Raw genomic sequence first — 26681 nt, forward strand, 5'->3', positions numbered from 1 at the left:
CGCCCTCCCCGCCGGGGCGGCCCCACGACTGACGCCGACCGCCGGGCTCGCTCGCCTCCACCGGCCGCGCCGTCTTCGTCACCCCAACTTGCCGCGCGTGTGCAGACAGATACACCCCGTAGCGCTATGGTCGCCGGATATTTGGGACATCCGATGGGAGGAGCCCGTGAACGATGCGCTCCGGGTGGCGCTCAGCGACACCGGGCACACGATCGAATCCCTCGCCGAGACCGTCGGCGTCGATCCGAAGACGGTCGGGCGATGGCTGACCGAGGATCGCATCCCGCATGCCAGGCACCGGTTGACGGCGGCGGAGGCCCTCCGCAGGGACGTGTCGGACATCTGGCCGGACACTTCGAGACGTCGCGACCCGATCTGGTTTCGTCCGTGGCAGGAGATCGAGCGCGAGGCGGTGTCGCTGCGGTCGTACCAATCGATGGTGTTGCCGGGCCTGCTCCAGACCGAGGCGTACGCGCGGGCCGTGCTGACCGGCGGCGGCCTGTTCCCCCGGGGCGACGTCGAGCGGCACCTGGCCGCCCGGCTCGCCCGCCAGGGCATCCTGCGGCAGGACGAACCGCCGCAGTTCACGGCCGTGATCGACGAGGCGGTGCTGCGCCGCCCGGTCGGCGGGCGGGCCACCATGCGTGAGCAGCTCCGGGCCGTCGTCACCGCCTGCGCCGAGCCGCACGTGCGGGTGCACGTCGTGCCGTCGTCGGTCGGCGCCTACGCGGGCCTGAACGGGCCGTTCGTGATCGCCAGCAGCCACGACCACCGGGTCGCCGGCTACCTCGACAACCAACTCCAGGGCCAACTGGTTAGCGATCCCGCGGACATCGCGGCCATGATGGCTGCGTGGGAGAACGTGCGCGGCGAGGCGCTGTCCCACTGGCAGTCGGTCGATCTCATCACGGAAGTGGCGGAGACATGGAGCTGAACGGCGCGCGGTGGCGCAAGAGCAGCCGCAGCAGCGGCAACGGCGGCGACTGCGTCGAGGTCGCCGACAACCTGCCCGGCGTCGTCGCGGTGCGGGACTCGAAGGACCCGGCCGGCCCGGCGCTCGTCTTCGCACCGGCGGCGTGGCGCGCGTTCGTCGCCACCATGGCCGAGCGCCCCTGACCCGAGCCCGTCCACGGCAGACGCCCCCCGGCACGGGTCCGCTGCACGACCCGGTCGCGGCCCGTTACCTCTCCGCCCTGCCCGACTGACCCTCGCCGAAGGCCGCGTCGCGCCCCGACGGAGGACCGGAAGCGCGAGATCACGGGGCGGTGCCGGCAGGGGGCGATTGGGTACGGTGCGAAAGCGGCGGAGGAGGAATTCGTCGTACACATGTTCCATCCACAGGCTGTGGACGGCGGAGGGCTCCGATGGCTTACCAGCTCAGCGCGGTCGTCGCGGACGCCGAGCTGCTCCGCGAGCACACCGCCGACCTCGACCACGCGGTCCTCGGCGAGTTGCGGCAGGACTTCGCGCTGCTGCCGGTCACCCCGCAACTGGTCGAGGAGCTGACCGGCGCGCTGCCCGACTTCTCCGTGGCGGCACGCTCGCCCGAGGAGCCCTTCCACCTGACGCTCTCCGCTCCCCTCGCCGAGGTTCTCGCGCGGTGGTCACGGTCGGGACCGATGGCGTACGCGGAGGCGGAGTTCGCCGGCGGCGCCGGCTACCAGTCGACGGTGGTGTGGCTCGGCGGCCGGGTGAGCTGGGGCCCGGCGTTCGACCACGTCTTCGACAGGCCCCGCGCCGAGTGGCCGCTGAACGCGGCGCTCACCAGGATCGGGGTGGAGCCCGGCGCGTGGATCGACCCGTTCGCCGAGCTGGGCCTGCACGTCGAGCGGAGCACCGCCGGCTGGCTGGCGCACGGACGCCGACGACTGAGCGCCGACTACTGGGACGAGCTGGCCGAGGAGTGGGAAAACCGGCAATCTGCGGGCGGGCAGCAACCTGAACGCCCCGGTCCCGTTGGGGACTGGGGGATTCCATGAAATTGCGACAATTTGGCTTTATCGCCGCACTGATGACGGCTGCCTGGGTTTCGGGCAGTGGCGCGCACCCGCCGTTGCGCGAGTTGGACGGCCGGCCCGTCGGGGCCGTCGAGGTGGTCGACCTCAACGGCCTGCGCGACATCGAGTTCGGCGACACCGAGGACGAGCTGACCCGGCGGGGCATCCTGCGCTCCGACGTCGACGCCTGCGGCCCGGCGCTGGCCGGGTACGACACGACCAGCCCCATCTTCGTCGACGACCGGCTGGTGCTGCTCTGGCTCGGTGAGGCGACCCGCACCCCGCAGGGAGTCACCGCCGGCATGCCGGTCGAGGAGGTCCGCACCCGCTACCCGTCCGCCCGGGAGCTGGACGCTCCACAGGGGACGTATCGGCTCGACGGGCTGCTCGCCCGGCAGGGCGACCGGGCGTACCTCTTCCTGCACGACGGGCGGGCGGTGAAGAAGATCATCGCCGGGTACGCCGACTGGGCCCAGCGCCTCTTCGACGAGGGCCACAGCCCCTGCTGAGCCCTCCGCGCAGGCCTGACGCATGGGGGCCGTGAGGTGGGGTAACCGCCGGCATGGCGCGGTACACGAAGCCCGAACTCCGGGAGCAGGTCAAGGAAGAGATCAAGGCCTCCGACAAGGGCGGCCGGCCGGGGCAGTGGTCGGCGCGCAAGTCGCAGCTGGTCACCCAGGAGTACAAGAGGCGCGGCGGGGGCTTCGTCGGCCCGAAGGACGAGCGGCAGAAGTCCCTACAGCGCTGGGGCGGCGAGCACTGGCAGACCAAGGAAGGCGACACCCGGGCGCGGCACGGCGACGAGACCAGTCGCTACCTGCCCGAACAGGCCTGGAAGGAGCTCTCCGAGAAGGAGGGGCGGGCGGCCGACGCCAAGAAGCGGAAGGAGTCGAAGTCCGGCAGGCAGTACGTCGCCAACACCGGACCGGCCAAACGCGCGCGACGCAACGCCACGTCGGCCGAGCAGTTGTCGGAGCTGCCGGTCGCCGAGGCGGCCAAGCTCGTCCGGGACCTCGACAAGGGCCAACTGAAGTCGGCACTGCGCCGCGAACGCGACGGCAAGTCCCGCAAGACCCTCATCACCCGCCTGGAAAAGGAACTGACCCGCCGCTGACCGCCCCCCCACCCTGGTAAGACCTGCCTGGCGCACGGCCACAGCTCGCGACGCAGCGTCAGGCCAAGGGACTGGCTTCGATCAACCGGCCAGGCGTACGCGCCACCGAACCGTCGGCGACTGTAACCCGCGCGCCCTCAGCGGTGTGTGTACCTGTGACGGCCACGGAGAGGGACGGCGCGGATGGATACGACCGACAACTTCGACGCCTTCTACACGGCGACTTCAGCGCGCGTCGTGCACCAGGTGTATGCCGTCTGCGGGGATCTCGGCGAAGCTCAGGACGCCGTGCAGGAGGCGTACGCCCGCGCCTGGATCCGGTGGTCGCGGCTGTCGGGCTACGACGACCCTGAGGCGTGGGTACGGACCGTCGCGTGGCGGTTGGCGGCCAACCGATGGCGCAGCGCCCGGCGCTGGCTGGCCGCGCGGGCCAGGCTCGGCCCGCCCCTGACGGCCGCCGGACCGACGCCGGACCGGGTCGCGGTGATGACGGCGCTACACCGTCTGCCGGAAGCGCAACGGCGGGTCGTGGTTCTGCACTACCTCTGTGACCTTCCGGTCGCCGAGATCGCCGAGGCCACCCGCATGCCCGCCGGCACAGTCAAGGTCTACCTCGCCCGCGCGCGGACGGCGCTCGCCTGTCTGCTCGGCACCGACGACGAACGGAAGGAATCCGATGTCAGCGCGCATCCGTGAGGCCATCGCGGCCCTCGATCACGACACCGCCGCCCTGAGGCTGGCGCCACCAGCGCAGGTGCGTGCCCGCGGAGAGACTCTGCGCCGGCGGCGTGCGGCCGGCGGCGTGGCGGCGGCCACCGTCCTGGCCGTCGCCGGGGTGTTCGCTGCCGTCTCGCCCACAGCCGAGCGCGGGACGAACCCGCCCCCGCCAGCCATCGGTGCGAGCGCGGCGGTGACGGCGGCAGTCGAGGTGGACTGCGGCAGCCACGTGCTGCGCCAGTCCGAACGCCTGCCGGACACGGCGATCGCCTGCTTTCTCGACGCGGTGGGGGCACGCCGGCCCGCCCGCCTCGCCGAGACCTGGCCGACGATTGAGGGCGACCCGATCCACACCGTCTACGTTGCCGAGGCCGACGGTGCCGTACAGGTCACGATCGATAGCCGACAGGACAGGTTCGGCGTCCCGCACATCACCCGGCAGACGTGCACCGGACCGGTCGTCGAACACCGGCGCATCGGCTTCACGCAATGTTCTTCGCCGGAAGCCGCCTGACCCGACCTGCCGTGCCGCCGTATCACTTCCTGCTGGGCCCGGTACCTCAGCATCAAGTACAGAGAGCGGTCCCGACGGGGCAAGTGCCACCGACCTTCGGAGCCAACCGAGAGCACAAGCGAAAACGCCCGGCCGATCCTTGCGGACCTGCCGGGCGTTTTCGCTGTTCACGAGCGGTGGCGGCGGGATTTGAACCCGCGGAGGGCGTAAACCCTCACACGCTTTCGAGGCGTGCTCCTTAGGCCACTCGGACACGCCACCGCCGAGAAGGGTACATGACCCCAGGTTCGGACGCCGAACCGGTATGCCACGGGGCGGCCTGGCAGGATCCTTGCCATGAGTACGCACATCGGCGCGAAGCCGGGAGAGATCGCCGAGCGGGTCCTGATGCCGGGCGACCCGCTGCGGGCCAAGTGGATCGCGGAGACCTACCTCGAGGGCGCGCAGTGCTACTCGACGGTCCGGGGCATGCTGGGCTTCACCGGCCGCTGGAACGGCGTCGAGGTCTCCGTCCAGGGCTCCGGCATGGGCATGCCCTCCGCCTCGATCTACGCCCACGAGTTGGTCAACGAGTACGGCGTGAAGAGCCTGATCCGGGTCGGCTCCTGTGGGGCCCTGACCGAGGACCTGCGGCTGCGCGACGTGATCGCAGCCATCGGCTCGTCCACCGACTCGAACATGAACCGGATGCGCTTCGACGGGCTGATCGACTACGCCCCGGTGGCCGACTTCGGGCTGCTGCGTACGTCGGTGGAGGTGGCCGAGCGGCGCGGCATCGCGATGCGGGTCGGGCCGATCCTGGCGGCGGACGCCTTCTACACCGACCGCCCGGACCTCTACGACAGCCTCGCCGACTACGGCGTGCTGGCGGTGGAGATGGAGTCGGCGGCGCTCTACACGATCGCCGCGCGGTTCAAGGCCCGCGCGCTGACCCTGCTGACGGTCAGCGACCACATCAAGACCGGCGAGAAGACCACCTCCGAGGAGCGTGAGCAGACCTTCAGCCAGATGGTCGAGATCGCCCTGGACACGATCGTCGCCTGAGTTTCGTCCGGCCGCCGCCCCGTCGTCCTCCCGGACGGCGGGGCGGTTTCGTGACCACGCTCACTTCCGGAAACTATACGAACGGTCGTGCTTATTCATTAGCCTCTGCCCATGACAGCTCACCGGCCGGGCCGACCGACGCCCGCACCCGACGGACGCGTCGCGCGGGGCGACCGGACCCGCACCGCCGCGCTGGACGCCGCCGTGGTCCTCGCCACCGAGGTCGGCCTGCACGGGCTCTCCCTCGCCCAGCTCGCCGACGCGCTCGGCGTCAGCAAGTCCGGCCTCTTCGCGCACTGGGGCTCCAAGGAGGCGCTCCAGCTCGCCACGATCGACCGGGCCGTCGAGCAGCAGCGGGAACGGGTCATCGAGCCGGCTCTGCGCGCGCCCCGGGGCGTACGGCGGCTCTGGGCGCTGCACCAGGCCCGGATCGACTTCTTCGCCGCCCGGGTGCTCCCCGGCGGCTGCTTCTTCGCCAGCGCCGACTTCGAGTACAACGCGCGTCCCGGGCCCGTCCGGGACCGGCTCGCCGAGGCCTTCGGCCGCTGGACCGCGTTCCTCGAACAGCTCGTCCGCGAGGCGGTCGCCGCCGGCGAGCTTGGCGCCGACGTGGACGTCGCGCAGCTGGCGTACGAGATCGACGCGCTCGGGATCACCGCCGCGATGCGCTCCCGCCTGCTGGACCCCGACACCGCCTACCGGCACGCCCGCCAGGGCCTGCTGAACCGACTACGGGCGCTGTGCCCCGATCCGACCCTGCTACCGGAAGGCATCTCATGAGCCACGCCATCGTCGACCAGCCCGCCGTCGAGTTCGGCCACGTCGCGCACGTCGCGGTGCACTTCGACGACCTCGACGCGTTCGGCCTGCTGCACAACGCCCGGTACGCGGTGCTGCTCGAACGGGCCCTGACCGGCTACTGGGCGGAGCACGGCGTCTCGTTCCAGGGCGGGCGGCACAGCGCGCCGGACGTGTTCCACGCCGTACGCGAGTTCACCATCAGCTACCGGACGCCGGTCACCGGGACCGGCCCCGTGGCGGTGCACTTCTGGCTCGACCACTTCGGCACCAGCAGCGCCCGGTACGCGTACCGGTTCCAGGCGCTGGACGGCGGCACGGTGCACGCGGAGGGCGCGCGGGCGATCGTCCGGCTCGACCCGGCGACCCTGCGCCCCACCCCGTGGACCGACACCGCCCGCGCGGTGGCCGCGACCCTGCTCCGGCCCGCCCCCACCAGCGCCTGAAGGTCAGCGGAAGAAGGCGCGCAGGACGGCGGCGCTCTCCGCCTCCAGGACGCCGCCGTACACCTCCGGCCGGTGGTTGAGCCGGCGGTCGCGCAGCACGTCCCACAGCGATCCGGCCGCCCCGGTCTTCGGCTCCCAGGCGCCGAAGACCACCGTGGACACCCGGGCCAGCACCAGCGCGCCCGCGCACATCGTGCAGGGCTCCAGGGTGACGACCAGGGTGCAGCCGTCGAGCCGCCAGCGGCCCAGCCGCTCGGCGGCCCGACGCAACGCCAGCACCTCGGCGTGTGCGGTCGGGTCGCCGGTCAGTTCCCGCTCGTTGCGTCCGATCGCCAGCTCGGTGCCGTCCGGCCCGTAGAGCACGGCGCCGACCGGGATGTCGTCGGCGGCGTCGCCGTCCGGGCCGGTCACCGCCACTTCCAGGGCGCGGCGCATCCACAGCTCGTGCCGCTGCCGGCGGCCGGCGCCGTCGGGATCGGCCAGCCCCTCGTGGGCACCGGGTCCGACCCGGCCCGCCGCGCCCGGGGTCGGCTGCCCGGGGCGTACGGTGCCCAGCGCCGGGTCGGTGGCGTCGGCCGGCTCGGCGCCGCCCGCCCCGGCCCGGCCCGGACCGGCCGGCTCAGACCTCACGCAGTTCCTCGACCTCGTCGGCGCAGCCGAGCACCTGGCACACCTCGGCGGTGACGTCGGCGGGCATCGTGCCCTCCTGCGCGCAGAGGTTGAGCAGCTTCTGCGCGGAGACGCCCAGGTCGGCCAGGAGATCGGCCTCGCCGACCGGGTCGGCCTCGGGGTCGACGGCGGGCTGCTCGGTGTCCTCGTCGCCGCCGGACGGGCGCGGTTCCTCGGTGTCGTCGAGCCCGGTCACCGAGGTCTTCAGGTCCCCGACCAGCAGGGCGCCCAGCCGGGACTCCTCCGCGTAGGCCGAGTCGGAGCCGAAGACCCGCAGGTCCTCGCCCTCGTCCAGGCGCATGATCACCAGGTACGCGTCGTCGGCCTCGACGAAGAGCAGCGACAGGTCGGCGTCCTGGTCGACGTCGCGCAGCCGGTCGGCGACGTCCTCGATGTCGGTGGCCCCCCGCAGGTTCACCTCGGCGGCCGTCCAACCGCTGTCGTCACGCACGACGGCCGCAGCGAAGTACGACACGGTTCCCCCAAAAGAGCCTCGACAGGCCGACCCGTTACGCGTGCACGTTAGCCGGTCGGGTCGGCAGGCGACCGGTCAACGCCCCGAAGGGCCGGTCGATCCTGGGGAAAGTCTGCCGGTCGTCAGCCGGCGACCCGGCGGCGGGTGGCGATCAGCTCCCGCAGGCGATCGGTGCGCACCCGTTGCGGCCGTACGCGCTGGCGTACCGCCCGGGCGCCCGCCAACTCGGCGAGGAGCTGCTGGCGACGGCGGCTGCGCTCGGGATCGAGCCGCGGAGTGGTCCAGGCCATACCGCCGAGGGTGCCGAGTTCCGGCGGCCACGTCAAGACGGGATTCGCTGCGCAGCCGGCCCGCGACGCAGCGCAGCCGCGGGCCTGCCGGAGCGGGCCCGGGGAGGGGCGGGAGCCGGTCGCGGAGGGGCCGGCCCCGGTTCACCAGAGCGGCCAGTCCCCGCTCGACGCCCACCGCGCCACCACGATGGCGGCGGCGATGCTCCATCCGCCGGCGGTGACGATCGCGACCCCGGTGGCCACCCCACGGTCACCCGCGCGGACCAGCAGCAGCGCGACGAGCCAGGCCAGCCCGCCGGCCAGCAGCGTCCACCAGGCGTAGCCGGAGACGCCGCGACCGAGCAGGCCGAACAGGAGCAGCCACACGGTCGTCACGGCGGCACCGGACGCGACGCCGGCGCCGGTGACCGGGTGCGGTTCGCGGTAGGTGGGCTGCGTCGGCGGCCCGGACGGGAAGAGCCCCGAGGGCACCCGTGGCGCCGGCCGGAACCCGGCGCCCGGCTCGGGCGGGAAGGCGTACCCTCCGGTCGTCACCGACCCCTCCCCTCTGCCGTGGACCTCGTCCCACCGTACCGACTCTGCCAGGATGACCGGATGCCCTCGCCGACGATCGGACGCCGCGTGCGCCCGGCGTACCCGGTCCTGCTGGTGCTCGTGCCGGTCCTGGCCGCCGGCTGCGCGACGACCCGGCCCGGGACGACGCCCGGCGCACCGCGCCCGAACCTGCCGGCGACGGCCGGGCAGCCGCCGGCCCCGGCCGCGACCCCGACTCCGGCCGGCACCCCGACGGCCGCCGCCCCGACCGGCCCGTCGGCCGCGCCGAGTCGCGCCGGGCTGCCGCACGTCTTTCCGGTACGCGCGGCGAACGTCGCCTACCACCCGACCCACTCGGCCTACCCGGGGACGGACATCTTCGCCGACTGCGGCGAGCCGGTCGTGGCGGTGACCGACGGCGTGCTGCTGGAGGTCAGCCGGGTCGACCGGTTCGACCGGCGCGGGCCACGGGGGCCGCACAACGGTGGGCTGTCGGTGTCGCTGCTCGGCGACGACGGGGTGCGCTACTACGGCTCGCACCTGCGCCGCATCGCCGACGGGATCGACGCCGGGGTGCGGGTGCGCGCCGGGCAGCGGCTCGGCGAGGTGGGCCGGACTGGGAACGCGAACAACGTCTGCCACCTGCACTTCGGCATCTCCCCGCCGTGCACCGGGCGGGACGGCTGGTGGATCCGACGGGGCGTGGTCTGGCCGGCGCCCTACCTGAACTCGTGGCGGCGCAAGGGCAACAAGGAACCGGCCGCCGAGGTGGCCGCCTGGCACCGCCGCAACGGCTGCCCGAAGGCGCCGCCCGCCGGCTGACGGAGCACTCCGTTTGTCGTCATCAGCGCTTCATCGGGCGGAAACATTGACGGGAGTCTCGGCGCTGAGCTAGCGTCCCGCTTCAAGAGAGCGCTCTCTCAAGTAGCTTTCCGCACAATTCGCCCGCAGAACGCGCCCGTCCCCGACCGGCGCCACCCGACCGGAGGCACTGTGACACCTCCTGCGACACGCCGTACCTGGGCCGTGGCGGCCACCTCCGCCCTCGCCCTCGTCCTCGGCGGCCTCGCCGTCGTGACCACCACCCCCGCCCAGGCCGCCACCGTCGGCGCCGGCAGCTACACCACCGACCGGGTGGGCCCCCTGCCCACCGGCTGCGGAGACATGACCACCAACCCCCGGCAGTTCGCCACCGCCGACGCGCCCGGCGGGCCGATCCCCACCAACGACTGGTGGTCGTCGCTGCTGTGGAAGCGGACGAACTGCTCCTACAGCGAGCCGCTGCACGCGCACCCCGTCTCCTACCAGCCCTTCGGCGACGGCCTCGGCCTCTCGGCCACCTCCACCCCCACGATCACCGGCACCGCCACCGGGGTCGGCGAGTTCAAGTACACGTACTCCGAGGACATCCGCGTCGGCCTCGCCGCGCTCGGCGCCCCCGTCGTCAAGGTCGACGGCTGGACCGACTGGACGGTCACCCCGTACTGGAACGACGGCGCCCGGACCATGCGCGCCACCATCGGCCACGGCCTGCCGTTCGCGTACTTCCGCGCCAGCGGCGGCGACGCGCTGATCAACGCCACCGGGGGCGCCGCCACGGTCTGGTCGAACAGCGGCGCCACCATCGGCTTCACCGTCCGGGGGCACGACTACGTCGCGTACGCGCCCACCGGCGCCACCTGGTCCGTCAACGGCGGCCGGATCACCTCCAACCTGGCCGGGAAGGGCTACTTCTCGGTCGCCCTGCTGCCCACCACGCCGAGCACCGACGCCGCGTCCCGCGCCGAACTGGCCACCACCTACGGCCGGTACGCCCACGCCCACGTCACCGGCACCCGCGTCTCGTACGCGTACGACCAGGCGACCAGCACCGTCAACACCACGTACGCGTTCACCACGACCGCCCGCGAGGGCACCGCCAACCGGACGGTCGTCAGCCTCTACCCGCACCAGTGGCGGTCGCTGACCGGTGCCACCCCGCTGGCGCTCACCTACCCGTCGGCGCGCGGCCGGATGAAGGTGCTCACCGGCGTGGACGCGTTCCGCACCTCGATGAAGTTCAACGGGGTGCTGCCGGAGGTGCCGGCCGTCGCGACCGGCAACGGCGCGGACCTGAGCACGCTGCGCAGCCACCTGGCGGCGGTCCGGGGCAACCCGATGGACCAGCGCGGCGGCGACACCTACTGGACGGGCAAGGGCCTGGGCCGGGCCGCCCGCATCGCCGAGATCGCCGACCAGGTCGGCGACGCCGAGACCCGTACCGCCGCGCTGAACGCCATCCGGAGCACGCTCACCGACTGGCTCACCGCGACGCCCGGGGAGACCGCGAAGCTCTTCCACTACGACCGCAACTGGGGAACCCTGATCGGCTACCCGGCGTCGTACGGCTCCGACCAGGAACTCAACGACCACCACTTCCACTACGGCTACTACATCGCCGCCGCCGCCACGCTGGCCAAGTTCGACCCGGCCTGGGCCCGGCAGGACCAGTATGGCGGCATGATCGACCTGCTGATCCGGGACGCGAACAACTACGACCGCAGCGACAACCGCTTCCCGTACCTGCGCGACTTCGACATCTACGCCGGGCACGACTGGGCGGCCGGGCACGGCTCGTTCCACGCCGGCAACAACCAGGAGTCCTCGTCCGAGGGGATGAACTTCGCCAACGCCCTCATCCAGTGGGGACAGGCCACCGGCAACACCGCCGTACGCGACGCCGGCATCTTCATCCACACCACGCAGGCCGCGGCGATCCACGAGTACTGGTTCGACGTGACGAACGAGAACTACCCGGCGGCGTTCGGGCACTCCACGGTCGGCATGGTCTGGGGTGACGGCGGCGCGTACGCCACCTGGTTCAGCGCCGACCCGGAGATGATCCAGGGCATCAACATGCTCCCGGTCACCGGCGGGCACCTCTACCTCGGCCAGTACCCGGCGTCCAACCGGACGAACTACCAGGAGCTGGTGCGCAACAACGGTGGCGAACCGACGGTGTGGCAGGACATCCTCTGGCAGTTCCTGGCGCTCGGCGACCCGGACGCGGCGCTGGCGAAGCTCCGCGCGAACCCCGGCTACACGCCGGAGGAGGGCGAGAGCCGGGCGCACACCTTCCACTGGATCCGCAACCTCGCCGCCCTCGGGACGGTGCACACCCCGGTCACGGCCAACCACCCGCTGGCGGCGGTGTTCCAGCGCAACGGCGCGCGCACCTACGTGGCGAGCAACATCACCGCCGCACCGCTGACGGTCACGTTCTCCGACGGCACCCGGCTCGACGTGCCCGCCGGAAAGACGGCGACCAGCGGGGCGTACACCTGGAGCGGTGGCACCGCGACCGGCGGGGTCAGCGGCACGACGCCGCCCACGACCACCCCGCCCACCACGGCCCCGCCGACGACGGCCCCGCCCACCACGGCTCCGCCGACGACCCCGCCGCCCACCACCCCGCCGCCGGCGGACTTCCCCACCCGGTACCTGCTGCCGAACGGCGGACTGGCCGCGGCCGGCGGCCCGGCGACCGCCACGGTGGCCGGCGCGGGCGGCGCGAACCGCGACGGCACGCCCACCAACCCGCAGGTCTTCACCGCGACGGGCCTGGACCTGGCGTACGCCGGCGGCCAGACCACGTTCGACCTCTTCCTCGACGCCGGCACCGCCGTCGGCAACGGGGTGCAGGTACGCGTCTCCTACGACCTGACCGGCAACGGCAGCTGGGAGCGGGTGGAGACCTACCGGTACTTCGCCACCGACCCGGTACCCGGCTACGAGCGCTACACCCAGCAGAGCGGCCTGCACTCCGCCACCGGCACCCTCGGCAACCTGTCGAACGGCACCGTACGGGTGGAGGTCTGGTCGGCGATCGGCAACAACCCGACCACCGTCGGCATCGGCGACAGGTCGCTGGTGAAGCTCCCGCACTCCTGATCCCGAGACCCTCCGCGCCGCCGGTCGTCCGACGACCGGCGGCGCGGAGGCGTATTTTCCATGCATGAGCGCCCGGGACCCCATCGCCGACCTGCGCCGCATCGCCTTCCTCCTCGAACGCGCCAACGAGGCGACCTACCGGGTCCGGGCGTTCCGGTCGGCGGCCACGGCCCTCGCCGCGCTGCCGGGCAGCGAGGTGGCCGAGCGGGCCCGCACCGGCAAGCTCACGGAGCTGTCCGGCGTCGGCGACGTCACCGCCCGCTGCGTGGCCGAGTCGCTCGCCGGCGAGGAGCCGGTCTACCTGCGCCGGCTGCTCGCCACGGAGGGCACCGACCTGGACGCGGCGGCCACCGCGCTGCGCGGCGCGCTGCGCGGCGACTGCCACACCCACTCGGACTGGTCCGACGGAGGCTCACCCATCGAGGAGATGGCGCTCGCGGCGGTCGAACTCGGCCACGAGTACGTGGTGCTGACCGACCACTCCCCCCGGCTGAAGGTGGCGCGGGGCCTGACCGCCGACCGGCTGCGCCGGCAGCTCGACCACGTGGCGAAGGTCAACGAGGCGCTGCCGGAAGGCTTCCGCATCCTGACCGGCATCGAGGTGGACATCCTCGCGGACGGGTCGCTCGACCAGGACGAGGAGCTGCTGGCCCGCCTCGACGTGGTGGTCGGCTCGGTGCACAGCGGCCTGAACGACGAGCGGGCGAAGATGACGCGGCGGATGCTGACCGCCATCGCCAACCCGCACCTGGACATCCTCGGCCACTGCACCGGGCGGATGGTGTCGTCCCGGCCCGCCGGGGTGAAGGGGCCCGGCGACCGGGCGCACCGGCCGCGTACCCGGGCGGAGAGCGACTTCGACGCCGACGCCGTCTTCGCCGCCTGCGCCGAGCACGGTGTGGCCGTCGAGATCAACTCTCGGCCGGAGCGGCAGGACCCGCCGAAGCGGCTGATCCGCCGGGCGCTGGAGGCGGGCTGCGACTTCGCCATCGACACCGACGCGCACGCCCCCGGGCAGCTCGACTGGCAGCGGTTCGGCTGCGAGCGCGCCGCCCTGTGCGGGGTGCCCGCCGACCGGGTCGTCAACACGTGGGACGCCGACCGGCTGGTGGACTGGGCCCGCGCTCACGCCACCGGCTGACCCGCCTGCCGCCGCACCTTCTGGACGGTGCTCTCGCGGCGGCCCGCCGGCCCGGCGACGTCGGCGGGTGCGGGCCGGCGGCCGATCAGGCCCTGGGAGACGGCGACGCCGAACAGCACGACGAGCGCGCCCACCGGCTGGTGCCAGGTCAGCCGCTCGTCGAGGGCCAGGGCGCCGATCAGCACCGCGAACACCGGCACCAGGTAGGTCACGGTGGAGGCGGTGCTCGCCCCGGCGAGCCGGATGTTGCGCAGGTTGATGACGAAGGCCAGGCCGGTGCCGAGCGCCCCGAGCGCGAGCACGCTGGCGAGCACCTCGGCCGAGAGGCCGGTCGGCGCCGGGGGCGCCCCCGCCACCAGCGGCGCGACGACCGCGAGCTGGGCGGTCGCGACCAGCAGTTGCGCCGCCGAGAGCGAGAGCCCGGAGTGCGCGCTGCCCGCGACGTACTTCTTCTGGTACGGGATGGCGACCCCGTAGCAGGCGGCCGCGCCCAGGCACATGAGCTGCCCGGTGAAGTGCGCCCCGCCCACCCCCTGCCAGACCCCGAGCACCACCAGCACCCCCGCGAAGCCCAGCGTCATCCCGACCGCCCGGCGTGCGGTCAGCCGCTCGGTGCGGAACACCAGCACGGCGAGCGGCAGCACGATGAGCGGGGTGGTGGCGTTCCAGATGCCCGCGAGCAACGACTCGACGCGCTGCTCGCCGTAGCCGAAGAGGGTGAACGGCACGGCGACGCCGAACGCGGCGACCACGGTCAGGTGCGCCCAGACGCGGGGCTCGGCGGGCAGCCGGTCGCGGAGCACGACGAGCACCACCAGCAGGGTCACCGCGCCGGCGCCGACCCGGTAGAGGGTGAGGTGCAGCGGGTGCAGCTCGCCGATGCCGATCTTGATGAACAGGAAGCTGGAGCCCCAGATGGCGGCCAGTGCGAGAAACCCGGGCAGCCAGCTCCGCAGCGCCGCCCGGTCAGGAGTGGAATCCACTGTCACCCCTGACACTCTGCCGCAGCCGTACGACGAAGTCCTGCGACTTTCGGACGCCGTGTCGACCACCACAGAAACCGCCTACGCTGGTGACGCGTTGACCACCCCGAGGAGGGTGCACGCCGGGGCGATGCCGATGCGTTTCGACCCGCTCGTCGACCTCGACGGCAGGTGGACGACCCAGTTCGCCGACCGGTACCTCCCGTTGCCGGAGCTGCCCGATGCGCGCTACGAGTGCGTCGACGGGAGGTTGGTCATGACGCCCGCCGAGGTCGGCACGAACAGCTACGGCGAGATAAAGCTCGCCCGTCTGCTGTCACCCGCCGCGGAGACCCACGGGTTCTACGTGTTCGGGCAGGTGAACCTGACCTTCTCGCCGCGGCGCTGGATCCAGCCCGACGTCACCGTCCTGCACGCGCTGCCGAAGACCGACGAGGAGGACCGGTGGATCCCGGCCCACCTCTGCACGATGGCGGCGGAGTTCTTCACCCTCGGCAAGTTCGGCGGTTACGACACCGTCGCCAGGGCGGTCGGCGGCTCTCGGCCGACCTGCCGTTCCCGATCGACTTCGACCCCGCCGACCTGCTGCCCTGAACACGCAGAACGCGTTCGACAACCCGGCGGTGCCCTCACGTAGGGTCGCAGCGTGGGACGAATCGATGACCTCGCGAACCGCTACGTGGCCGACTGGGCGCCGCTGAGCCCGATCGGCGCCACCTACGTCGGCATCGCCGGCTACGACGACCAGCTCGACGACCTGTCACCCGACGGCTACACGGCCCGGGCGGAGCTGATCCGGCAGACGCTGGCCGACCTGGACGTGACCGAGCCGGAGTCGGAGGCGGAGCGCACCGCCAAGGAGGCCATGCAGGAACGCCTCGGCCTCGACCTCGCCCGCTACGACGCCGGAGAGGCGAGCAGCGAGGTCAACGTGATCTCCAGTGGTCTGCACGAGGTCCGCATGGTCTTCGACCTGATGCCGACCGAGGGCGACGACGCGAAGGCCAACGTGGCGGCCCGACTCAACCGCTTCGCCAGCACCCTGGAGGGCTACAAGACGACGCTGCGCGAGGCGGCCGCCGCCGGCCACGTCAGCGCCCGGGTGCAGCTCGTCGAGGTCGCCAAGCAGTGCGACGTGTGGGTCGACCCGGACGGCGACAACTTCTTCCACGGTCTGGTCGAGCGGCTGGGCGCGGACGGCACCCTCGGCGCCGAGCTGCGTCGGGGCGCGGCGGCGGCGACCGCGGCGACGGCCGAGTTCGGCCAGTTCCTCCGCACCGAGCTGGCCCCGCTCGGCCGGGAGAAGCAGGCCGCGGGCCGCGAGCGCTACGAGCTGGCCTCGCAGTACTTCCTCGGCGCCAGGGTCGACCTCGACGAGACGTACGCCTGGGGCTTCGAGGAGCTGGCCCGGCTCGAGGCCGACATGCGGACGGTGTCCGGCCGGATCGTCGGCCCCGGTGCCACCATCGACGAGGCGGTCGCGGCGCTGGACGCCGACCCGGCCCGGACGATCCGGGGCAAGGAGGCCTTCCGGGACTGGATGCAGGCCCTCGCCGACAAGGCCATCGACGAGCTGAACGGCACCCACTTCGACATCCCCGAGCAGGTCCGCCGCATCGAGTGCTGCCTGGCCCCGACGAGCGACGGCGCGATCTACTACACCGGCCCGAGCGAGGACTTCTCCCGCCCCGGCCGGATGTGGTGGGCGGTGCCGCAGGGCATCACCGACTTCTCCACCTGGCGCGAGGTGACCACCGTCTTCCACGAGGGCGTACCGGGTCACCACCTCCAGGTCGCCCAGACCGCCGTACGGGCCGAGCTGCTCAACCGCTGGCAGCGGCTGCTCTGCTGGGTCTCCGGGCACGGCGAGGGCTGGGCGCTCTACGCGGAGCGGCTGATGGACGAGCTGGGCTACCTGGAGGACCCGGGCGACAAGCTCGGCATGCTCGACGGCCAGGCGTTCCGGGCCGCCCGGGTCATCGTCGACATCGGCATGCACCTGGAGCTGGAGATCCCGAAGGACAACCCGTTCGACTTCCACCCGGGCGAGCGCTGGACGCCGGAGCTGGGCTGGGAGTTCATGCGGGCGCACTGCCGGGTGCCGGACGAGAACCTGCGCTTCGAGCTGAACCGCTACCTCGGCTGGCCGGGGCAGGCTCCCTCCTACAAGGTGGGCGAGCGGATCTGGCTCCAGGCCCGCGACGAGGCGAAGGCCCGCAAGGGCGCCGACTTCGACCTCAGGGAGTTCCACCGCCAGGCGCTCGACCTCGGCTCGCTGGGGCTCGACCCGTTGCGCAAGGCGCTCGCCCGCCTCTGAGGTGGGCGGTGCGGGGCCGGAGGGACACCGGCCCCGCACCGGGTGGTGGGGAGTGGGGTCAGGGAAGGGTCAGCTTCAACGCCGGCTGGGCGGTCAGCGTGTCGCTGCTGACGTACGCCAGGTCCATGGCCGGGTCGGTGAAGGTGATCGGCACCGGTGACGTGACCGGCAGGCCGTCGGGGAGCGGCAGGTCCGGCGTCAGGGTGATCTCGACGCCGAGCAGCCGCCCGGCGAAGCGGGTGGCGTAGAAGGCGACGTCGCCCCGCACCGTCAGCTCGTCCGTGGCGAAGCGCATCGTCCGGCCGGCCGGCCCGGGCGCGCGGAGCAGGAAGTCGTCGGTGACCGCCCGGTCCATGGTGAACTTCAAGGCCCGCAGGCTGCCGTCGGCCGTGGGCAGGTCGACGATGCCCTCGAACCGCAGCCCGTACATCGTCACCTTCGAGCCGGTGAGCTTCGACGGAACCGCCGCCACCACCGGCTGCCCGGGATCGGGGGCGATCCGCGGCAGGGGCTCGCCCGGCGGCGTCTCCCCGATCGGGCTCGGCTTCGGACCGGCCGGGACGCACCCATGGTCGGGGTCGGTCGGGTGCTCGCCGGGCTGTCCGGTCGGGGTGGGGCGGACGCTCGGGCCGGCGGTCGGGGTGGGGCCGGCGGTCGGCGTGGGGCGGACGCTCGGCGTGGGGCCGAGGCTCGGCGTGGCCCACGGCGTCGCCCCTGCGGCTGCCTTCTCGTCGTCGTCCCGACCGCCGTCGAAGAGCTGCCCGACGCCGTCCAGAAGGTGGACGACGATGCCGCCTCGCGAGGGCGACGGGCTGGGACCGACCGGGGCGGCGGCCGACGCGCTCAACGTGCCGGTCGGGGCCGGCGGCGTCCCGCCCGGACCGGGAGTCGTGGTCGGGCAGGCGGGAGCCAACAGCGCGGCCGCACCCACCGGCGTCGGGCCGGGGGCGGTGAGGGCCACGGCGGCCGCCAGGCCGAGCAACACCGGAAGCACCGCGTACGAGCTGTGGCCGCGCCGCCCGCCGCCCGACCGGGAGGGCCCGTCGACCGGTGCCGGCTCGGCGGGTGGAGCGTCGGACCGGGGAGACGGGACGGGACCGGCGTCCGGCATCCTGGCGGAACCGGCTGGGAGCATCGCCGCGAAGCGCTGCCACCGGGTACGGCCCTGGTTGTCGAACCGATCCTGCACGGGTCTCCTCCTCGGCGATGTCGCGCAGACGGCCGGTCGGCGACGTGGCGGCCCCGCACCTGCCCTCGCCCCTGTTACCAGCGGGTAACGAGTGTGCCGATGATGCTGCTCCTGCGCGCCACGGCCCACAAGACCCCGGCCACCCGCGGGCGGCTCCCGCTCCACACGAGGAGGCGCCCCGGTGACCCAAAGTGGAGGACGTCGACCCGCTGACGCCCAGACGAAGCGACCATGCCAGACATATGCCGCATGGGACGATCACCATGAGTGGTGATCAATCGATGCATCACGATTTAGTAACGAGGCCGTCGCGCACCGCAGACGGCGAAGGGGCGGACCGCCCCGGTCCACCCCTCCGCACGACGCTCAGCGCATGGTCAGCGCTGGTCAACCTCATCCTCACCCGCTGCTGGCGTCAGACCCGGCACCACCGGATCACGCCACTTCGTCGACACCGGGGATCCTCAGTCGCTCAGGGACTCGGGATGGCGGGCTGCTCGGCGGTCACGTCCGCCCGGTGACGCGGCTCCGCGGCCGGCTGGGCCGCGCCCCGCCGGACCACCAGCACACCGGCGACCGCCAGGATCAGGCCCAGCAGCACCAGGCCGATCGGCGCCCACACGCCGAGAAGGGTGAGCTTCTGCCGGCTGTCCTCCGCCCGCTTGACCGAGGCGGCGACGGTCTCCTCGTTGTACGAGAAGTCGGCGTCCAGCAGCGTGGCCGGCGCGCCGATGTCCGGTACCAGGGTCTTGCGCTGCACCTCGCGCACCTTGAGGAACGAGCCGGTCACCGGGTCGATCCAGACGCTACGGGTGTTGCTGTAGACGACCTTGCCGCTGGTCGCACCCGGCGCGAGCGTGCCGAGCAGCAGCTTGACCCGCTCGGCCGCCAGGTTCAGCTGCTCGTCGGTGATCACCTGCTCGTAGCGGTAGGACTCGATACCCTTGATGTCCTCGGTGCCCTTGAACTCCGCCGGCCGCACGTCCCGCAGGTCACGGTCGTAGATCTGGTAGGTCTTCTTCTCCGCGCCAAACGGGAACTTGTACATCTGGCCGGAGAACTGCACCTTCTCCCGCGTACCGGTGTCGTCCAGGTACTGGTTGTTCCAGTCGAGCGCGGAACCGGAGACCCGGTCCAGGGCCAGCGCCAGGCCGTACGCGCTGACCAGCTCCTTAGAATCCGTCCGCTCCACGGTCTGCCCGACCTGCCAGACGACGGCCTTGCCGTCGAGGTCACCGGAGAGTTCGCCGGTCGTCTTCGCGTCGGGCGAGACGCGGACGGTGGACTTGAGGTCGGCGCGGTTGATCGCGATCTTGCCGTTGGTGATCTGGAGGAAGGTGGCACTCCTCGCCTCGGCGACCGAAGTCGACGCCTCCAGATCGTAGGGCAGCTTGGACATCGCCGGCTTGACCACGAACACAAGCCCGGCGGCAAGCGCCAGGAGCAGTATGCCGCTGCCGAACAGCACGGCACCTATGGCGCGGTGCTTCATGTTTCCTCCCCGGAGGACCTAATTTTCGCCGCTGTCGATGAGAGTTGGCCGCGAGGTTACTACCAAGTCACATAGCGACGCGACCCCCGGCCAGCTCAGTTTTTTCCGCCGCGTCGCCCGGTTCCGCACCGGTCCGACGCAGGACGAGCAGGAGGTTCCACGCGGCGACCTCCCGGACGCCGGGAATCCGGATGACCCACCGCCCCCACCACGGGTGGTAGCGCGGCAGTGCGTCGAGCAGCTCCACCTCGGCGTTGCCCCGTGCCCAGCGCAGCGTCTGGGCGATCGAGGTCGGGTGGAGCGTCTCCCGGAACCGGTTCTTCGGAGGGCGGCCGTTGCGGCGCTCGTAGCGCCGCCGTGCCCGGTCGCCGCCGAGATAGTGCCAGGGCGCCGTCTCGTGCCCGCCCCACGGCGACAACCAGGGGGTGAACGACACGAAGAGCACCCCGCCCGGCCGGGTCACCCGGACCATCTCGTCGAGCATCCGGGTCGGCTCCGCGACGTGCTCCAGCACGTTCGACGAGAACGTCACGTCCACGCCGCCGGAGCGCACCGGCAGGGCCGTACCGCTGCCCCGCAGCATGCCGGCGACCGAGTCCCCGGCCGCCGAGAAGTCGCCCACGTCGGGGTCGAGCCCCACGTAGCGGGCACCGGCGGCCCGGAAGGCCGCCGCGAAGTAGCCGGGGCCGCCGCCGACGTCGAGCACCGTCCGGCCGGCGAGCGGAACGTAGCCGGACACCTGGCGTACGGAGTCCTGAGCGAGCAGGCCGTAGAAGTGGTCCGGGTCGCTCTGCTCGACCAGGAAGGCCCGGAACAGGGCCACCGACCTGCCCAGCGTGGCGAACCGGCGACGCGCCGCCCGCCCCGTTCCGTCATGCGCTGCGCTCATCACGCCACCGTCCCGTCCTCGTCCCGATCCGTGGCTCCGGCCGGCCGTCCGTCCCTGGCGCCCGGCGTCACATCATCCGCATCGGCCGTACCCGTCCTCGCGCGGGGGACCTCCGCCGGCCGAGCCGCGCCCTCCGGCGCGACGCCGGGCACGGGAAGCACCGCGGCGACCACCGCCCCGACGGCGACGAGCATCGCCCCCTGCACCCACGGGCCGTACGCCCACTCCTGCCCGTGGCCCTGCAACCGGCCGGCCACCGTGGTCACCGTGGCGAAGCTCAGCGCGCCGAACACCACCACCGGAAGAGCCCGGCGGGTGAGCTGCCGCAGCAGCATCGCGGCCAGCACGATGGCCACCGGCAGTACGCCGCCCAGCGCGGCGAGCAGCACCACCAGCAGGACGGCGGTCACCCAGGCGGGCCCCTCCGCCGGAACCGTCACCGACGGGGGTGGCAGGGCGTCGGCCACCGCACGTCGCCGCACCGGGAGCAGCGCCAGCAGCAGCACCCCGAACGCCGTCACCGCCCCCGCCACCAGCCCACCCCGGTACGTCCGGTCCGGGGCGAACGTCAGGTGGACCTCCCCGGCTTCACCGGCTGGCAGCACCCACGCCTGCTGCCAGCCGTCGACCCGGGTGGCGGTCAGCGGCCGACCGTCCACGGTGGCCGTCCAGCCTGCGTTCGCGTTCTCCGGCACCACCAGCAGCGCCGTGTCGCCGGCCGCCACCCGCACCCGCCGGTCCGTCGGGTTCCAGTCGAGCACGGTCACCTCGCGGTGCCGGGGCGCGGCCTGCGCCGCCTCCGGACGCAGCGCGGCGTCCTGCACGATGAACCCGTTCGACGGGGAGGTCGCCAGGCGGTGCCCGCCCGCCCGGAGGTCCACCACCGCGCCGGTGGCGCCGCAGACGGTGACCGGCAGCGGCCGGCCGTCGAGCACGTCGGCGAGGGTTCCGGCGACTGACGTGTCGTAGCGGAGTCCGTCCAGCTCGACTGCGGGCCCCGACCCGCACCGCTCGACGACGCGCGTCGCCCCGGCGATCGGGCGGAGCAGGTCTTCCAGTCCGGGGATCTGCACCTCGGCGATCCCCACGGTCGCCGTCCAGCCGTTGCCCCGCCGGTCGGCCACCCGCTCGGCGGAATCCCGCACCACGATCTCGATCCGGTCCGTCCGTACCGCCGGGAAGCGCACCACGCCGTCCGCGCCGGCCCGCAGCACCCGGTTGGCACCCGGGGTGCGCACCTCGACCGATTCCGGCAGTGAGCCGACCGGCAGCTCCGCCGGACGCAGCCGCACCTCGGCGATCCGGCGCGGCTCCGACCAGCTCAGCCGCAGGGTGGGACGCAGGTCGTCGCTGTCGGCCAGCCAGGCCGTGCCCGGGTCGCCGTCGATCGCCGCGTACGCGACCACGGCCGCGTCGCCGGCCAGGTGGGAGGAGGCGGTGGCCCGCACCGGCACCCCGGACAGCGTCCACTGCCCGCCGGGCCGGGGCACGGCGGTCATGTCCAGCCGGAACGTCCCGGGGACCGCGCTCTGGAACACCCGGTCCACCCCGAGCGGCTCCTCGCCGGCCCGGGCCAGGAACCGGTCGCACCGGATCACCGTCCCGGCGGGCCGGAGGCCGGAACCGGTCGACGGCGCGGCGTCCGAGCCTGCGGCGGCGACCGGGAAGCAGGCGGGGCGGTCGGCCGGCCCCCGGCTGAACGACCAGGCGACCGGTCCGACGAAGCCGGTCGGGATGTCGGCCGGGGTGCGCAGCGCCCGTCGCGGGGCGGTGCCGGGGATGACGAGGTCGCGGATGCCGACCCCGCCGTCGAGCCGCCCACCGGCGACCGCCAGCACCGTGACGCGTACGCGGCTCGTGGAGCCGGGAAGCGTGTAGTACGAGTGCGCCCCCAGCGCGCGGGCGACCTCGTGGTCCACCGAGCCCCGGTCCGTGGTGAGCCGGAACCGGGTTACCGGCCACCCCACCCCGAGGTCGTCGACGAAGTTGAGCGTGACGCGGTCGACCTCGCGCGGCGTGTCCAGGTCCACCTCCAGCCACTGGCCGACGGGCCCGGCCAGGGGCGCCGAGTGCCAGGCGGTGCGCTCGTCGCCGTCGACGGCCGCGAAGGGCAGGTGAGACGGGTCGGCGGGGGCGAAGCTGTCCACGAAGCTGATCGCGCTGGAGGCGTTGACCTCGCGTACGCCCTGGTAGGTGGCGACCGTCTGGTGCTGGTCGCCCGGGAACGGCAGCAGGTCCAGGGCGACGCGGCCCTGCCGGCTCGCCTCGGCCGCGGTCAACGTCTGGCTGAGGTTGTCGCGGACCCGGCCGATGTCACGCTCGCGGCGGCGCAGCCCGTCGGTCACGATCCACGACTCGTCACCGCCGTCGCGGAAGCCGGCCCGGTCCCCGGCCAGCACCACCGGTCTGTCCCGCTCCACCAGCCCCTGCTCGAGCAGCGGCAGCAGCGACTCCGGCCCGCCGCTGACCGTCGGCACGTCGGCGGCGAGCACCGCCGAGGCGGCCGGCACCGGGCGTCGCACCTCGTACACCTCGACGGCCGGCAGCGGGCCGGCGGCCTCGTCGACCGGGCTGCCCGGCGTACGGCCGAAGGTGGTGGTACTGCCGAAGGTCGCCACCCGCGTGATCCCCGGCGACCCGGCGAGCGCCTGGCGCAGCGCCGCCACCGGCGGCGCGTCCACCTGCGTGCGGTCGATGTCGTTGCGCAGCAGCAGATGCCGGAACCCCGAGCGGGCCAGGAAGTCGGCCAGGCCGCCCGAACCACGGCCGTGGGCCAGGACGGACTCGACGGTGTCCATCATCCGGGTGTTGCCCGCCGAGCCGAGCGGGATCTGGTGGCGCACCGCCCAGGGTGCCCCGGCCAGGGCCTGGAGTGGCTCGTCGACGGAACGTCCCCACTCGTACTGGCCGAAGCCGGAGCCCGGCACCATCAGGGTGCGGGCCAACGCGTCGCGCTCGGCCAGCCAGGTCGCCGCCGCCCGCCAGTGCGGCGGCAGGTCCGACCAGCCCGGCCCGGGCCGCAACTGCCCAAGCCAGGCCGGCGCGGCGGCCCCCAGCACCAGCAGCAGCACCGGTACGAACAGCAGCGAGCGCAGCCGGGGGGAGAGGCGGCCGGAGGGGCGGCGTCGGCCGGCGGCCCGGTGCAGCCGGGTGACCCACGCGTCGACGCCGTGCGCGAAGCCGAGCATCAGCGGCAGCCGCAGCACCGGGTCCAGCTTGTGCACGTTGCGGAACGGCGCCAGCGGACCGTCCAGCAGATCCCGCACCGGCGCCGAGAGCGGGCTGTCCAGGCTACCGACGTAGCCCATGGTGAGCAGGGTCAGCCCGGTGAGGAAGCCCAGCACCAGGAACCGGCGCTCGGGCAGCAGGTTGCCGGCCAGCCCGGCCAGGCCGACCAGCGCCACCACGGCGGTGAGCGTCATCAGCGTCGGGTTGTCGATCAGTAGCCAGCCCGCCGGCCACCACGGGTCGCCCTGCACGATGTACGCGACCCACTGGTTGGTGCCGCGCACCGCCTGGAACAGCGAGGCGACGGCGGTCGTCGTGGTGGACGACTCGATGTAGTCGAGGAACGGCAGGCTGTACTCGCCGAGCAGCAGCAGCGGCACGATCCACCAGAGGCAGACCCCGACGACGCAGAGGCACCACCAGCCCACCAGCCGCAGGTGCTCGCGGTCCCAGCGGCGGGTGAGCAGCCAGACCCCGGGCAGCAGCAGGGCGAGCAGCACCACCGCCGCGTTGATCCCGCCCATGCCGAGCACGGCCAGCGCGGAGAGCGCGGCGGCCCGTCGCGGAGACCCGATCCGCCGTACCAGGACCAGCGGCAGCAGCACCCAGGGCAGCATCGCGGCGGAGAGTGTCTCGGAGGAGAGCGCGCCGATCTCGGTGAGGATTCGGGGCGCCAGCGCGTAGCCGAGGGCGGCCGCGTACCGGGTCGGTTCGGTGCCGACCCCCAGCGCCCGGGCCAGCCACAGCAGGCCGTAGAACGCGGCGGCGAGGAGCAGCGCCGTCCACAGCCGCTGGGTGATCCACGGCGGTACGCCCAGCAACTGCCCCCCGGCGAAGAACGGCCCCATCGGGAACAGGTAGCCGTACGCCTGGTTCTGCAGCTCCCCCGAGGTGGCCTCCGGGTTCCACATGTGCAGCGCCCGGGCCATGAAGTGCACCGGGTTCGCGGCGAGGTCGAGCTTGGTGTCGAAGGTGACCTGACCGGGTCGCTGCACGAACGCGAGCACGGTGAGCAGCAGCAGCGACAGGGCCGTGCCCGGCGCCCCGCGGACGGATCGGACGACCCGGCGCACCGGGCCGCCGGGGTGCCGGGGCCGGGGAGGGTGCGGGTTCACCGTCGGCACTCCGGGGGAAGGCAGCTCAGGTCCGCGAGCGCGGAGAAGAAGATCTGGCGGATGCCGCTGGGCTCGTCGGTGCTGAAGACCTGCCCGCCGGTGACCTTGACGATCGACTTGAGGTCATCGGCGTCGATGTCCTTACCCAGCCCGATGAAGACGATCGGCAGCGGCTGGCGCGGATCCTGCAACTCGGCAAGCTCGGTGAGGAACCGGGCCCGGCCGATGCTCTCCCCGTCCTCGTCGCGCCCGTCGGTCATGATCAGCACGAGGTTGATCCGCCCGGGTGTCCAGTGCCGCCGTGCGTCCCGGTACGCGGCCAGCGTCGTGTCGTACAGCCCGGTGCCGCCCCGGGGCTTCACGCGGACGGCGCCCAGCCGTTCGACCAGCCGCTCCCGCTGCGTCGGGTCCAACGGCGCGACCGGCAGGATCTCCTGGTGGTCCCGGTCGCCGTCGACCTTCGTGGAGAAGACCCACACGCCGAGTTCGCTGTTGTCGAGCAGCAGGCCGGAGCCCTCCCGGGCCGCCTTGAGCGTGGCCTCGAGCCGGGTCTCGTCCGAGCCGGGCACCTGGGCGGCCATCGAGCCGGAGATGTCCAGCACGGTGAGGATGCGGGCACTGCGCTGCACGCCGCTCCACCCGGTCAGCGCCTCGGTGACGACCTCGTCGGCGGGCAGCGGCACCGGTTGGCGTACCTCCGGCGACAGCCGGCCGTCGCGGGGGATCGCCGGCGGGAAACCGGCTGCGGTGCGGAAGCCGTACCCGCTGAGCAGGTCCCGCGCCTCGACGGTGTGCAGGTTGGTCAGGAAGCGCGCGGCGGCGTCCCGGACCGGACCGAGGGCGGCGGGCAGCACCACGTACGGCAGGTCCAGCGCGGGGACTGCCACCTCCGGGTACGCCGCGACCAGCTTGTCGTCGCCGGCCAGCGCGTTGTGCACGAGCATGGCCTGCTCGCTGGTGGCCACGGCGTCGGCCTTGCCCGGCAGGGCCGACCCGACCGGCAGCGTCCCGCCCGCGGGGGGAGTGAACGTCCGGTCGGCGAGCCGGCGCAGCACCGCAGCGACCGTCCCGGCCGGGTCGTCCTCCCCGGCGGCCAGGCCGCGCACCCCGAGCACGACCCCGACCCCGACCGGGTCGACGGCCGGGTCGGGCAGCCCCACCTTGACGGCGGGGGCCTTCGGACCGACGGTGGAGCGCCAGGTCAGCTGCCTCGCCGGCCACCCCAGCCGGCGCGCGGCCGAATCGGCTACCGCGAGCACGACCGGCGTGCTCGCCACCGACGTGCCCTGCGCCGGCACCTCGAAGGCGCCGGCCGCGCGGGCCCGGAGCAGCCAGAACGTCGACTCCGGCACCCACGCGTCGGCGACGTCCACGCCCTCGGCCACCTGCGCGGCGACGGCGCCGGACTCCTGGGCCTGCACGGAGATCGTGACGCAGGGCTGCGTGCCGACGCTGGCCCGGACGATCCGGTCCAGGGCTGGCGCGATCACCGGGGCCGCGGCGACGCGGAGCTGGACCCGCTCCACGCACTCCGGGACGCTGCGGTCGGACCGCACGTACGCCACCGTCGCCCAGCCGGCCAGCAGCAGCGCGAGCGCGGCGCTGAGCAGCACCACCGGCGACCGCTGGAAGAGGCCCCGTACCGCTACCGGACCGTCGCGCACGCCCGGTCACCTCCTCGTCGTCGCCGGAACGAAAGGCACGTCCGCCCGCAGGTCGCGCCGCGTGGCGCGGAGCGACGCCCGCCACCGTACGCAGTCGCGCTGCACACCCTGCCAAGGTTTCCCGTCGCCGGCAAA

General features: G+C 73.3%; 24 protein-coding genes, 1 tRNA gene and 1 pseudogene. 15 read left to right on the forward strand and 11 right to left on the reverse strand.

Annotation, left to right across the window (positions count from 1 at the left end; translation table 11 throughout):
* Window positions 1–166: 166 nt before the first annotated feature.
* The 7 genes from AC5L34_RS21855 (at window position 167) to AC5L34_RS21885 (ending at window position 4342) form a co-directional block, all read left to right on the forward strand.
* On the forward strand, window positions 167–934 hold the full coding sequence (locus AC5L34_RS21855; protein WP_441176850.1) for a Scr1 family TA system antitoxin-like transcriptional regulator: 768 nt from the start codon (window positions 167–169) through the stop codon (window positions 932–934).
* The gene (locus tag AC5L34_RS21860; RefSeq protein WP_089003008.1) at window positions 925–1116 is read left to right on the forward strand and encodes a DUF397 domain-containing protein; all 192 of its coding nucleotides are present in this window, start codon (window positions 925–927) and stop codon (window positions 1114–1116) included. Before AC5L34_RS21855 ends, AC5L34_RS21860 begins: the two co-directional genes overlap by 10 nt.
* Before the next feature lie 248 nt (window positions 1117–1364).
* Window positions 1365–1979: a hypothetical protein gene (locus AC5L34_RS21865; protein ID WP_441176849.1), complete on the forward strand. Its 615-nt coding sequence runs from the start codon at window positions 1365–1367 to the stop codon at window positions 1977–1979.
* A 32-nt stretch (window positions 1980–2011) separates the two neighbouring features.
* Window positions 2012–2506, forward strand: coding sequence for a polysaccharide deacetylase family protein (locus AC5L34_RS21870; RefSeq protein ID WP_441176848.1), 495 nt, complete (start codon window positions 2012–2014; stop codon window positions 2504–2506).
* Between the two features lie 53 nt (window positions 2507–2559).
* The gene (locus AC5L34_RS21875) at window positions 2560–3111 is read left to right on the forward strand and encodes a DUF5872 domain-containing protein (RefSeq protein WP_494826743.1); all 552 of its coding nucleotides are present in this window, start codon (window positions 2560–2562) and stop codon (window positions 3109–3111) included.
* Window positions 3112–3294: 183 nt separating this feature from the next.
* Window positions 3295–3807 (forward strand): SigE family RNA polymerase sigma factor, encoded by a 513-nt coding sequence (locus AC5L34_RS21880; protein ID WP_357722348.1) that lies wholly within the window; start codon window positions 3295–3297, stop codon window positions 3805–3807.
* Entirely contained in the window at window positions 3788–4342 is a 555-nt protein-coding gene (locus AC5L34_RS21885) for a DUF4362 domain-containing protein (protein WP_494826744.1), read from the forward strand. Before AC5L34_RS21880 ends, AC5L34_RS21885 begins: the two co-directional genes overlap by 20 nt.
* 174 nt (window positions 4343–4516) lie before the next feature.
* Here AC5L34_RS21885 and AC5L34_RS21890 read toward each other — a convergent pair.
* Window positions 4517–4603, reverse strand: a tRNA-Ser gene (locus AC5L34_RS21890).
* A gap of 75 nt (window positions 4604–4678) precedes the next feature.
* On the opposite strand from AC5L34_RS21890, the gene deoD reads away from it, so the two are divergent.
* From deoD to AC5L34_RS21905, 3 genes are all read left to right on the forward strand, one after another.
* Window positions 4679–5386: a purine-nucleoside phosphorylase gene (gene deoD / locus AC5L34_RS21895; RefSeq protein WP_089003001.1), complete on the forward strand. Its 708-nt coding sequence runs from the start codon at window positions 4679–4681 to the stop codon at window positions 5384–5386.
* Between the two features lie 111 nt (window positions 5387–5497).
* Window positions 5498–6166: a TetR/AcrR family transcriptional regulator gene (locus AC5L34_RS21900; protein ID WP_101413132.1), complete on the forward strand. Its 669-nt coding sequence runs from the start codon at window positions 5498–5500 to the stop codon at window positions 6164–6166.
* Entirely contained in the window at window positions 6163–6630 is a 468-nt protein-coding gene (locus AC5L34_RS21905; RefSeq protein ID WP_357722326.1) for an acyl-CoA thioesterase, read from the forward strand. The genes AC5L34_RS21900 and AC5L34_RS21905 overlap by 4 nt, the downstream gene beginning before the upstream one ends.
* A gap of 3 nt (window positions 6631–6633) precedes the next feature.
* Here the strand turns inward: AC5L34_RS21905 and AC5L34_RS21910 are convergent, their stop codons facing one another.
* From AC5L34_RS21910 to AC5L34_RS21925, 4 genes are all read right to left on the reverse strand, one after another.
* A complete protein-coding gene (locus AC5L34_RS21910; protein ID WP_441176933.1) occupies window positions 6634–7113 on the reverse strand; it encodes a nucleoside deaminase in 480 nt (159 codons plus the stop codon).
* 136 nt (window positions 7114–7249) lie between these two features.
* Window positions 7250–7774: a tRNA adenosine deaminase-associated protein gene (locus tag AC5L34_RS21915; protein ID WP_363625583.1), complete on the reverse strand. Its 525-nt coding sequence runs from the start codon at window positions 7772–7774 to the stop codon at window positions 7250–7252.
* A 122-nt stretch (window positions 7775–7896) separates the two neighbouring features.
* A complete protein-coding gene (locus AC5L34_RS21920; protein WP_172896616.1) occupies window positions 7897–8064 on the reverse strand; it encodes a hypothetical protein in 168 nt (55 codons plus the stop codon).
* Window positions 8065–8205: 141 nt separating this feature from the next.
* On the reverse strand, window positions 8206–8598 hold the full coding sequence (locus AC5L34_RS21925) for a hypothetical protein (RefSeq protein ID WP_374208892.1): 393 nt from the start codon (window positions 8596–8598) through the stop codon (window positions 8206–8208).
* A gap of 60 nt (window positions 8599–8658) precedes the next feature.
* On the opposite strand from AC5L34_RS21925, the gene AC5L34_RS21930 reads away from it, so the two are divergent.
* From AC5L34_RS21930 to AC5L34_RS21940, 3 genes are all read left to right on the forward strand, one after another.
* Window positions 8659–9420 carry a M23 family metallopeptidase gene (locus tag AC5L34_RS21930; protein WP_494826746.1) on the forward strand — a complete coding sequence of 254 codons (762 nt, stop codon included), beginning with the start codon at window positions 8659–8661 and terminating at the stop codon, window positions 9418–9420.
* Between the two features lie 171 nt (window positions 9421–9591).
* On the forward strand, window positions 9592–12528 hold the full coding sequence (locus AC5L34_RS21935; RefSeq protein WP_494826747.1) for a glycosyl hydrolase: 2937 nt from the start codon (window positions 9592–9594) through the stop codon (window positions 12526–12528).
* A 64-nt stretch (window positions 12529–12592) separates the two neighbouring features.
* Window positions 12593–13669, forward strand: a complete 1077-nt coding sequence (locus tag AC5L34_RS21940) for a PHP domain-containing protein (RefSeq protein WP_494826749.1) — start codon at window positions 12593–12595, stop codon at window positions 13667–13669.
* Here AC5L34_RS21940 and AC5L34_RS21945 read toward each other — a convergent pair.
* On the reverse strand, window positions 13654–14658 hold the full coding sequence (locus AC5L34_RS21945; protein ID WP_494826751.1) for a DMT family transporter: 1005 nt from the start codon (window positions 14656–14658) through the stop codon (window positions 13654–13656). The two genes, AC5L34_RS21940 and AC5L34_RS21945, sit on opposite strands and share 16 nt — an antisense overlap.
* On the opposite strand from AC5L34_RS21945, the gene AC5L34_RS21950 reads away from it, so the two are divergent.
* Window positions 14642–15289, forward strand: coding sequence for a Uma2 family endonuclease (locus AC5L34_RS21950; protein WP_494826753.1), 648 nt, complete (start codon window positions 14642–14644; stop codon window positions 15287–15289). The genes AC5L34_RS21945 and AC5L34_RS21950 overlap by 17 nt on opposite strands.
* A 9-nt stretch (window positions 15290–15298) precedes the next feature.
* A complete protein-coding gene (locus AC5L34_RS21955; RefSeq protein WP_363905347.1) occupies window positions 15299–16969 on the forward strand; it encodes a DUF885 domain-containing protein in 1671 nt (556 codons plus the stop codon).
* 58 nt (window positions 16970–17027) lie between these two features.
* Here AC5L34_RS21955 and AC5L34_RS21960 read toward each other — a convergent pair.
* The 5 genes and pseudogenes from AC5L34_RS21960 to AC5L34_RS21980 all read right to left on the reverse strand — a co-directional run.
* Window positions 17028–17861, reverse strand: a pseudogene (locus tag AC5L34_RS21960) (DUF6114 domain-containing protein); the annotation flags it as partial.
* Between the two features lie 769 nt (window positions 17862–18630).
* Window positions 18631–19650: a cell envelope lipid trafficking protein PgfA gene (pgfA, locus tag AC5L34_RS21965; protein WP_494826755.1), complete on the reverse strand. Its 1020-nt coding sequence runs from the start codon at window positions 19648–19650 to the stop codon at window positions 18631–18633.
* Between the two features lie 67 nt (window positions 19651–19717).
* Window positions 19718–20539 carry a class I SAM-dependent methyltransferase gene (locus AC5L34_RS21970; protein WP_494826756.1) on the reverse strand — a complete coding sequence of 274 codons (822 nt, stop codon included), beginning with the start codon at window positions 20537–20539 and terminating at the stop codon, window positions 19718–19720.
* Window positions 20539–24882 (reverse strand): alpha-(1->3)-arabinofuranosyltransferase domain-containing protein, encoded by a 4344-nt coding sequence (locus tag AC5L34_RS21975; RefSeq protein WP_494826758.1) that lies wholly within the window; start codon window positions 24880–24882, stop codon window positions 20539–20541. The genes AC5L34_RS21970 and AC5L34_RS21975 overlap by 1 nt, the downstream gene beginning before the upstream one ends.
* Window positions 24879–26546: a substrate-binding and VWA domain-containing protein gene (locus AC5L34_RS21980; protein ID WP_250102479.1), complete on the reverse strand. Its 1668-nt coding sequence runs from the start codon at window positions 26544–26546 to the stop codon at window positions 24879–24881. Before AC5L34_RS21980 ends, AC5L34_RS21975 begins: the two co-directional genes overlap by 4 nt.
* Between the last annotated feature and the right edge of the window lie 135 nt (window positions 26547–26681).

The sequence above is a fragment of the Micromonospora sp. ZG13 genome (genome assembly GCF_059359355.1).

Bases quoted from the DNA above. Each gene is read 5' to 3' on its own strand.
- pgfA (WP_494826755.1), bottom strand. From the start codon at position 19,650: ATGAAGCACCGCGCCATAGGTGCCGTGCTGTTCGGCAGCGGCATACTG.
- AC5L34_RS21900 (WP_101413132.1), top strand. From the start codon at position 5,498: ATGACAGCTCACCGGCCGGGCCGACCGACGCCCGCACCCGACGGACGC.
- AC5L34_RS21885 (WP_494826744.1), top strand. From the start codon at position 3,788: ATGTCAGCGCGCATCCGTGAGGCCATCGCGGCCCTCGATCACGACACC.
- AC5L34_RS21865 (WP_441176849.1), top strand. From the start codon at position 1,365: ATGGCTTACCAGCTCAGCGCGGTCGTCGCGGACGCCGAGCTGCTCCGC.
- AC5L34_RS21930 (WP_494826746.1), top strand. From the start codon at position 8,659: ATGCCCTCGCCGACGATCGGACGCCGCGTGCGCCCGGCGTACCCGGTC.
- AC5L34_RS21920 (WP_172896616.1), bottom strand. From the start codon at position 8,064: ATGGCCTGGACCACTCCGCGGCTCGATCCCGAGCGCAGCCGCCGTCGC.
- AC5L34_RS21970 (WP_494826756.1), bottom strand. From the start codon at position 20,539: ATGAGCGCAGCGCATGACGGAACGGGGCGGGCGGCGCGTCGCCGGTTC.
- AC5L34_RS21905 (WP_357722326.1), top strand. From the start codon at position 6,163: ATGAGCCACGCCATCGTCGACCAGCCCGCCGTCGAGTTCGGCCACGTC.
- AC5L34_RS21880 (WP_357722348.1), top strand. From the start codon at position 3,295: ATGGATACGACCGACAACTTCGACGCCTTCTACACGGCGACTTCAGCG.
- AC5L34_RS21870 (WP_441176848.1), top strand. From the start codon at position 2,012: ATGACGGCTGCCTGGGTTTCGGGCAGTGGCGCGCACCCGCCGTTGCGC.
- AC5L34_RS21940 (WP_494826749.1), top strand. From the start codon at position 12,593: ATGAGCGCCCGGGACCCCATCGCCGACCTGCGCCGCATCGCCTTCCTC.
- AC5L34_RS21860 (WP_089003008.1), top strand. From the start codon at position 925: ATGGAGCTGAACGGCGCGCGGTGGCGCAAGAGCAGCCGCAGCAGCGGC.
- AC5L34_RS21875 (WP_494826743.1), top strand. From the start codon at position 2,560: ATGGCGCGGTACACGAAGCCCGAACTCCGGGAGCAGGTCAAGGAAGAG.
- deoD (WP_089003001.1), top strand. From the start codon at position 4,679: ATGAGTACGCACATCGGCGCGAAGCCGGGAGAGATCGCCGAGCGGGTC.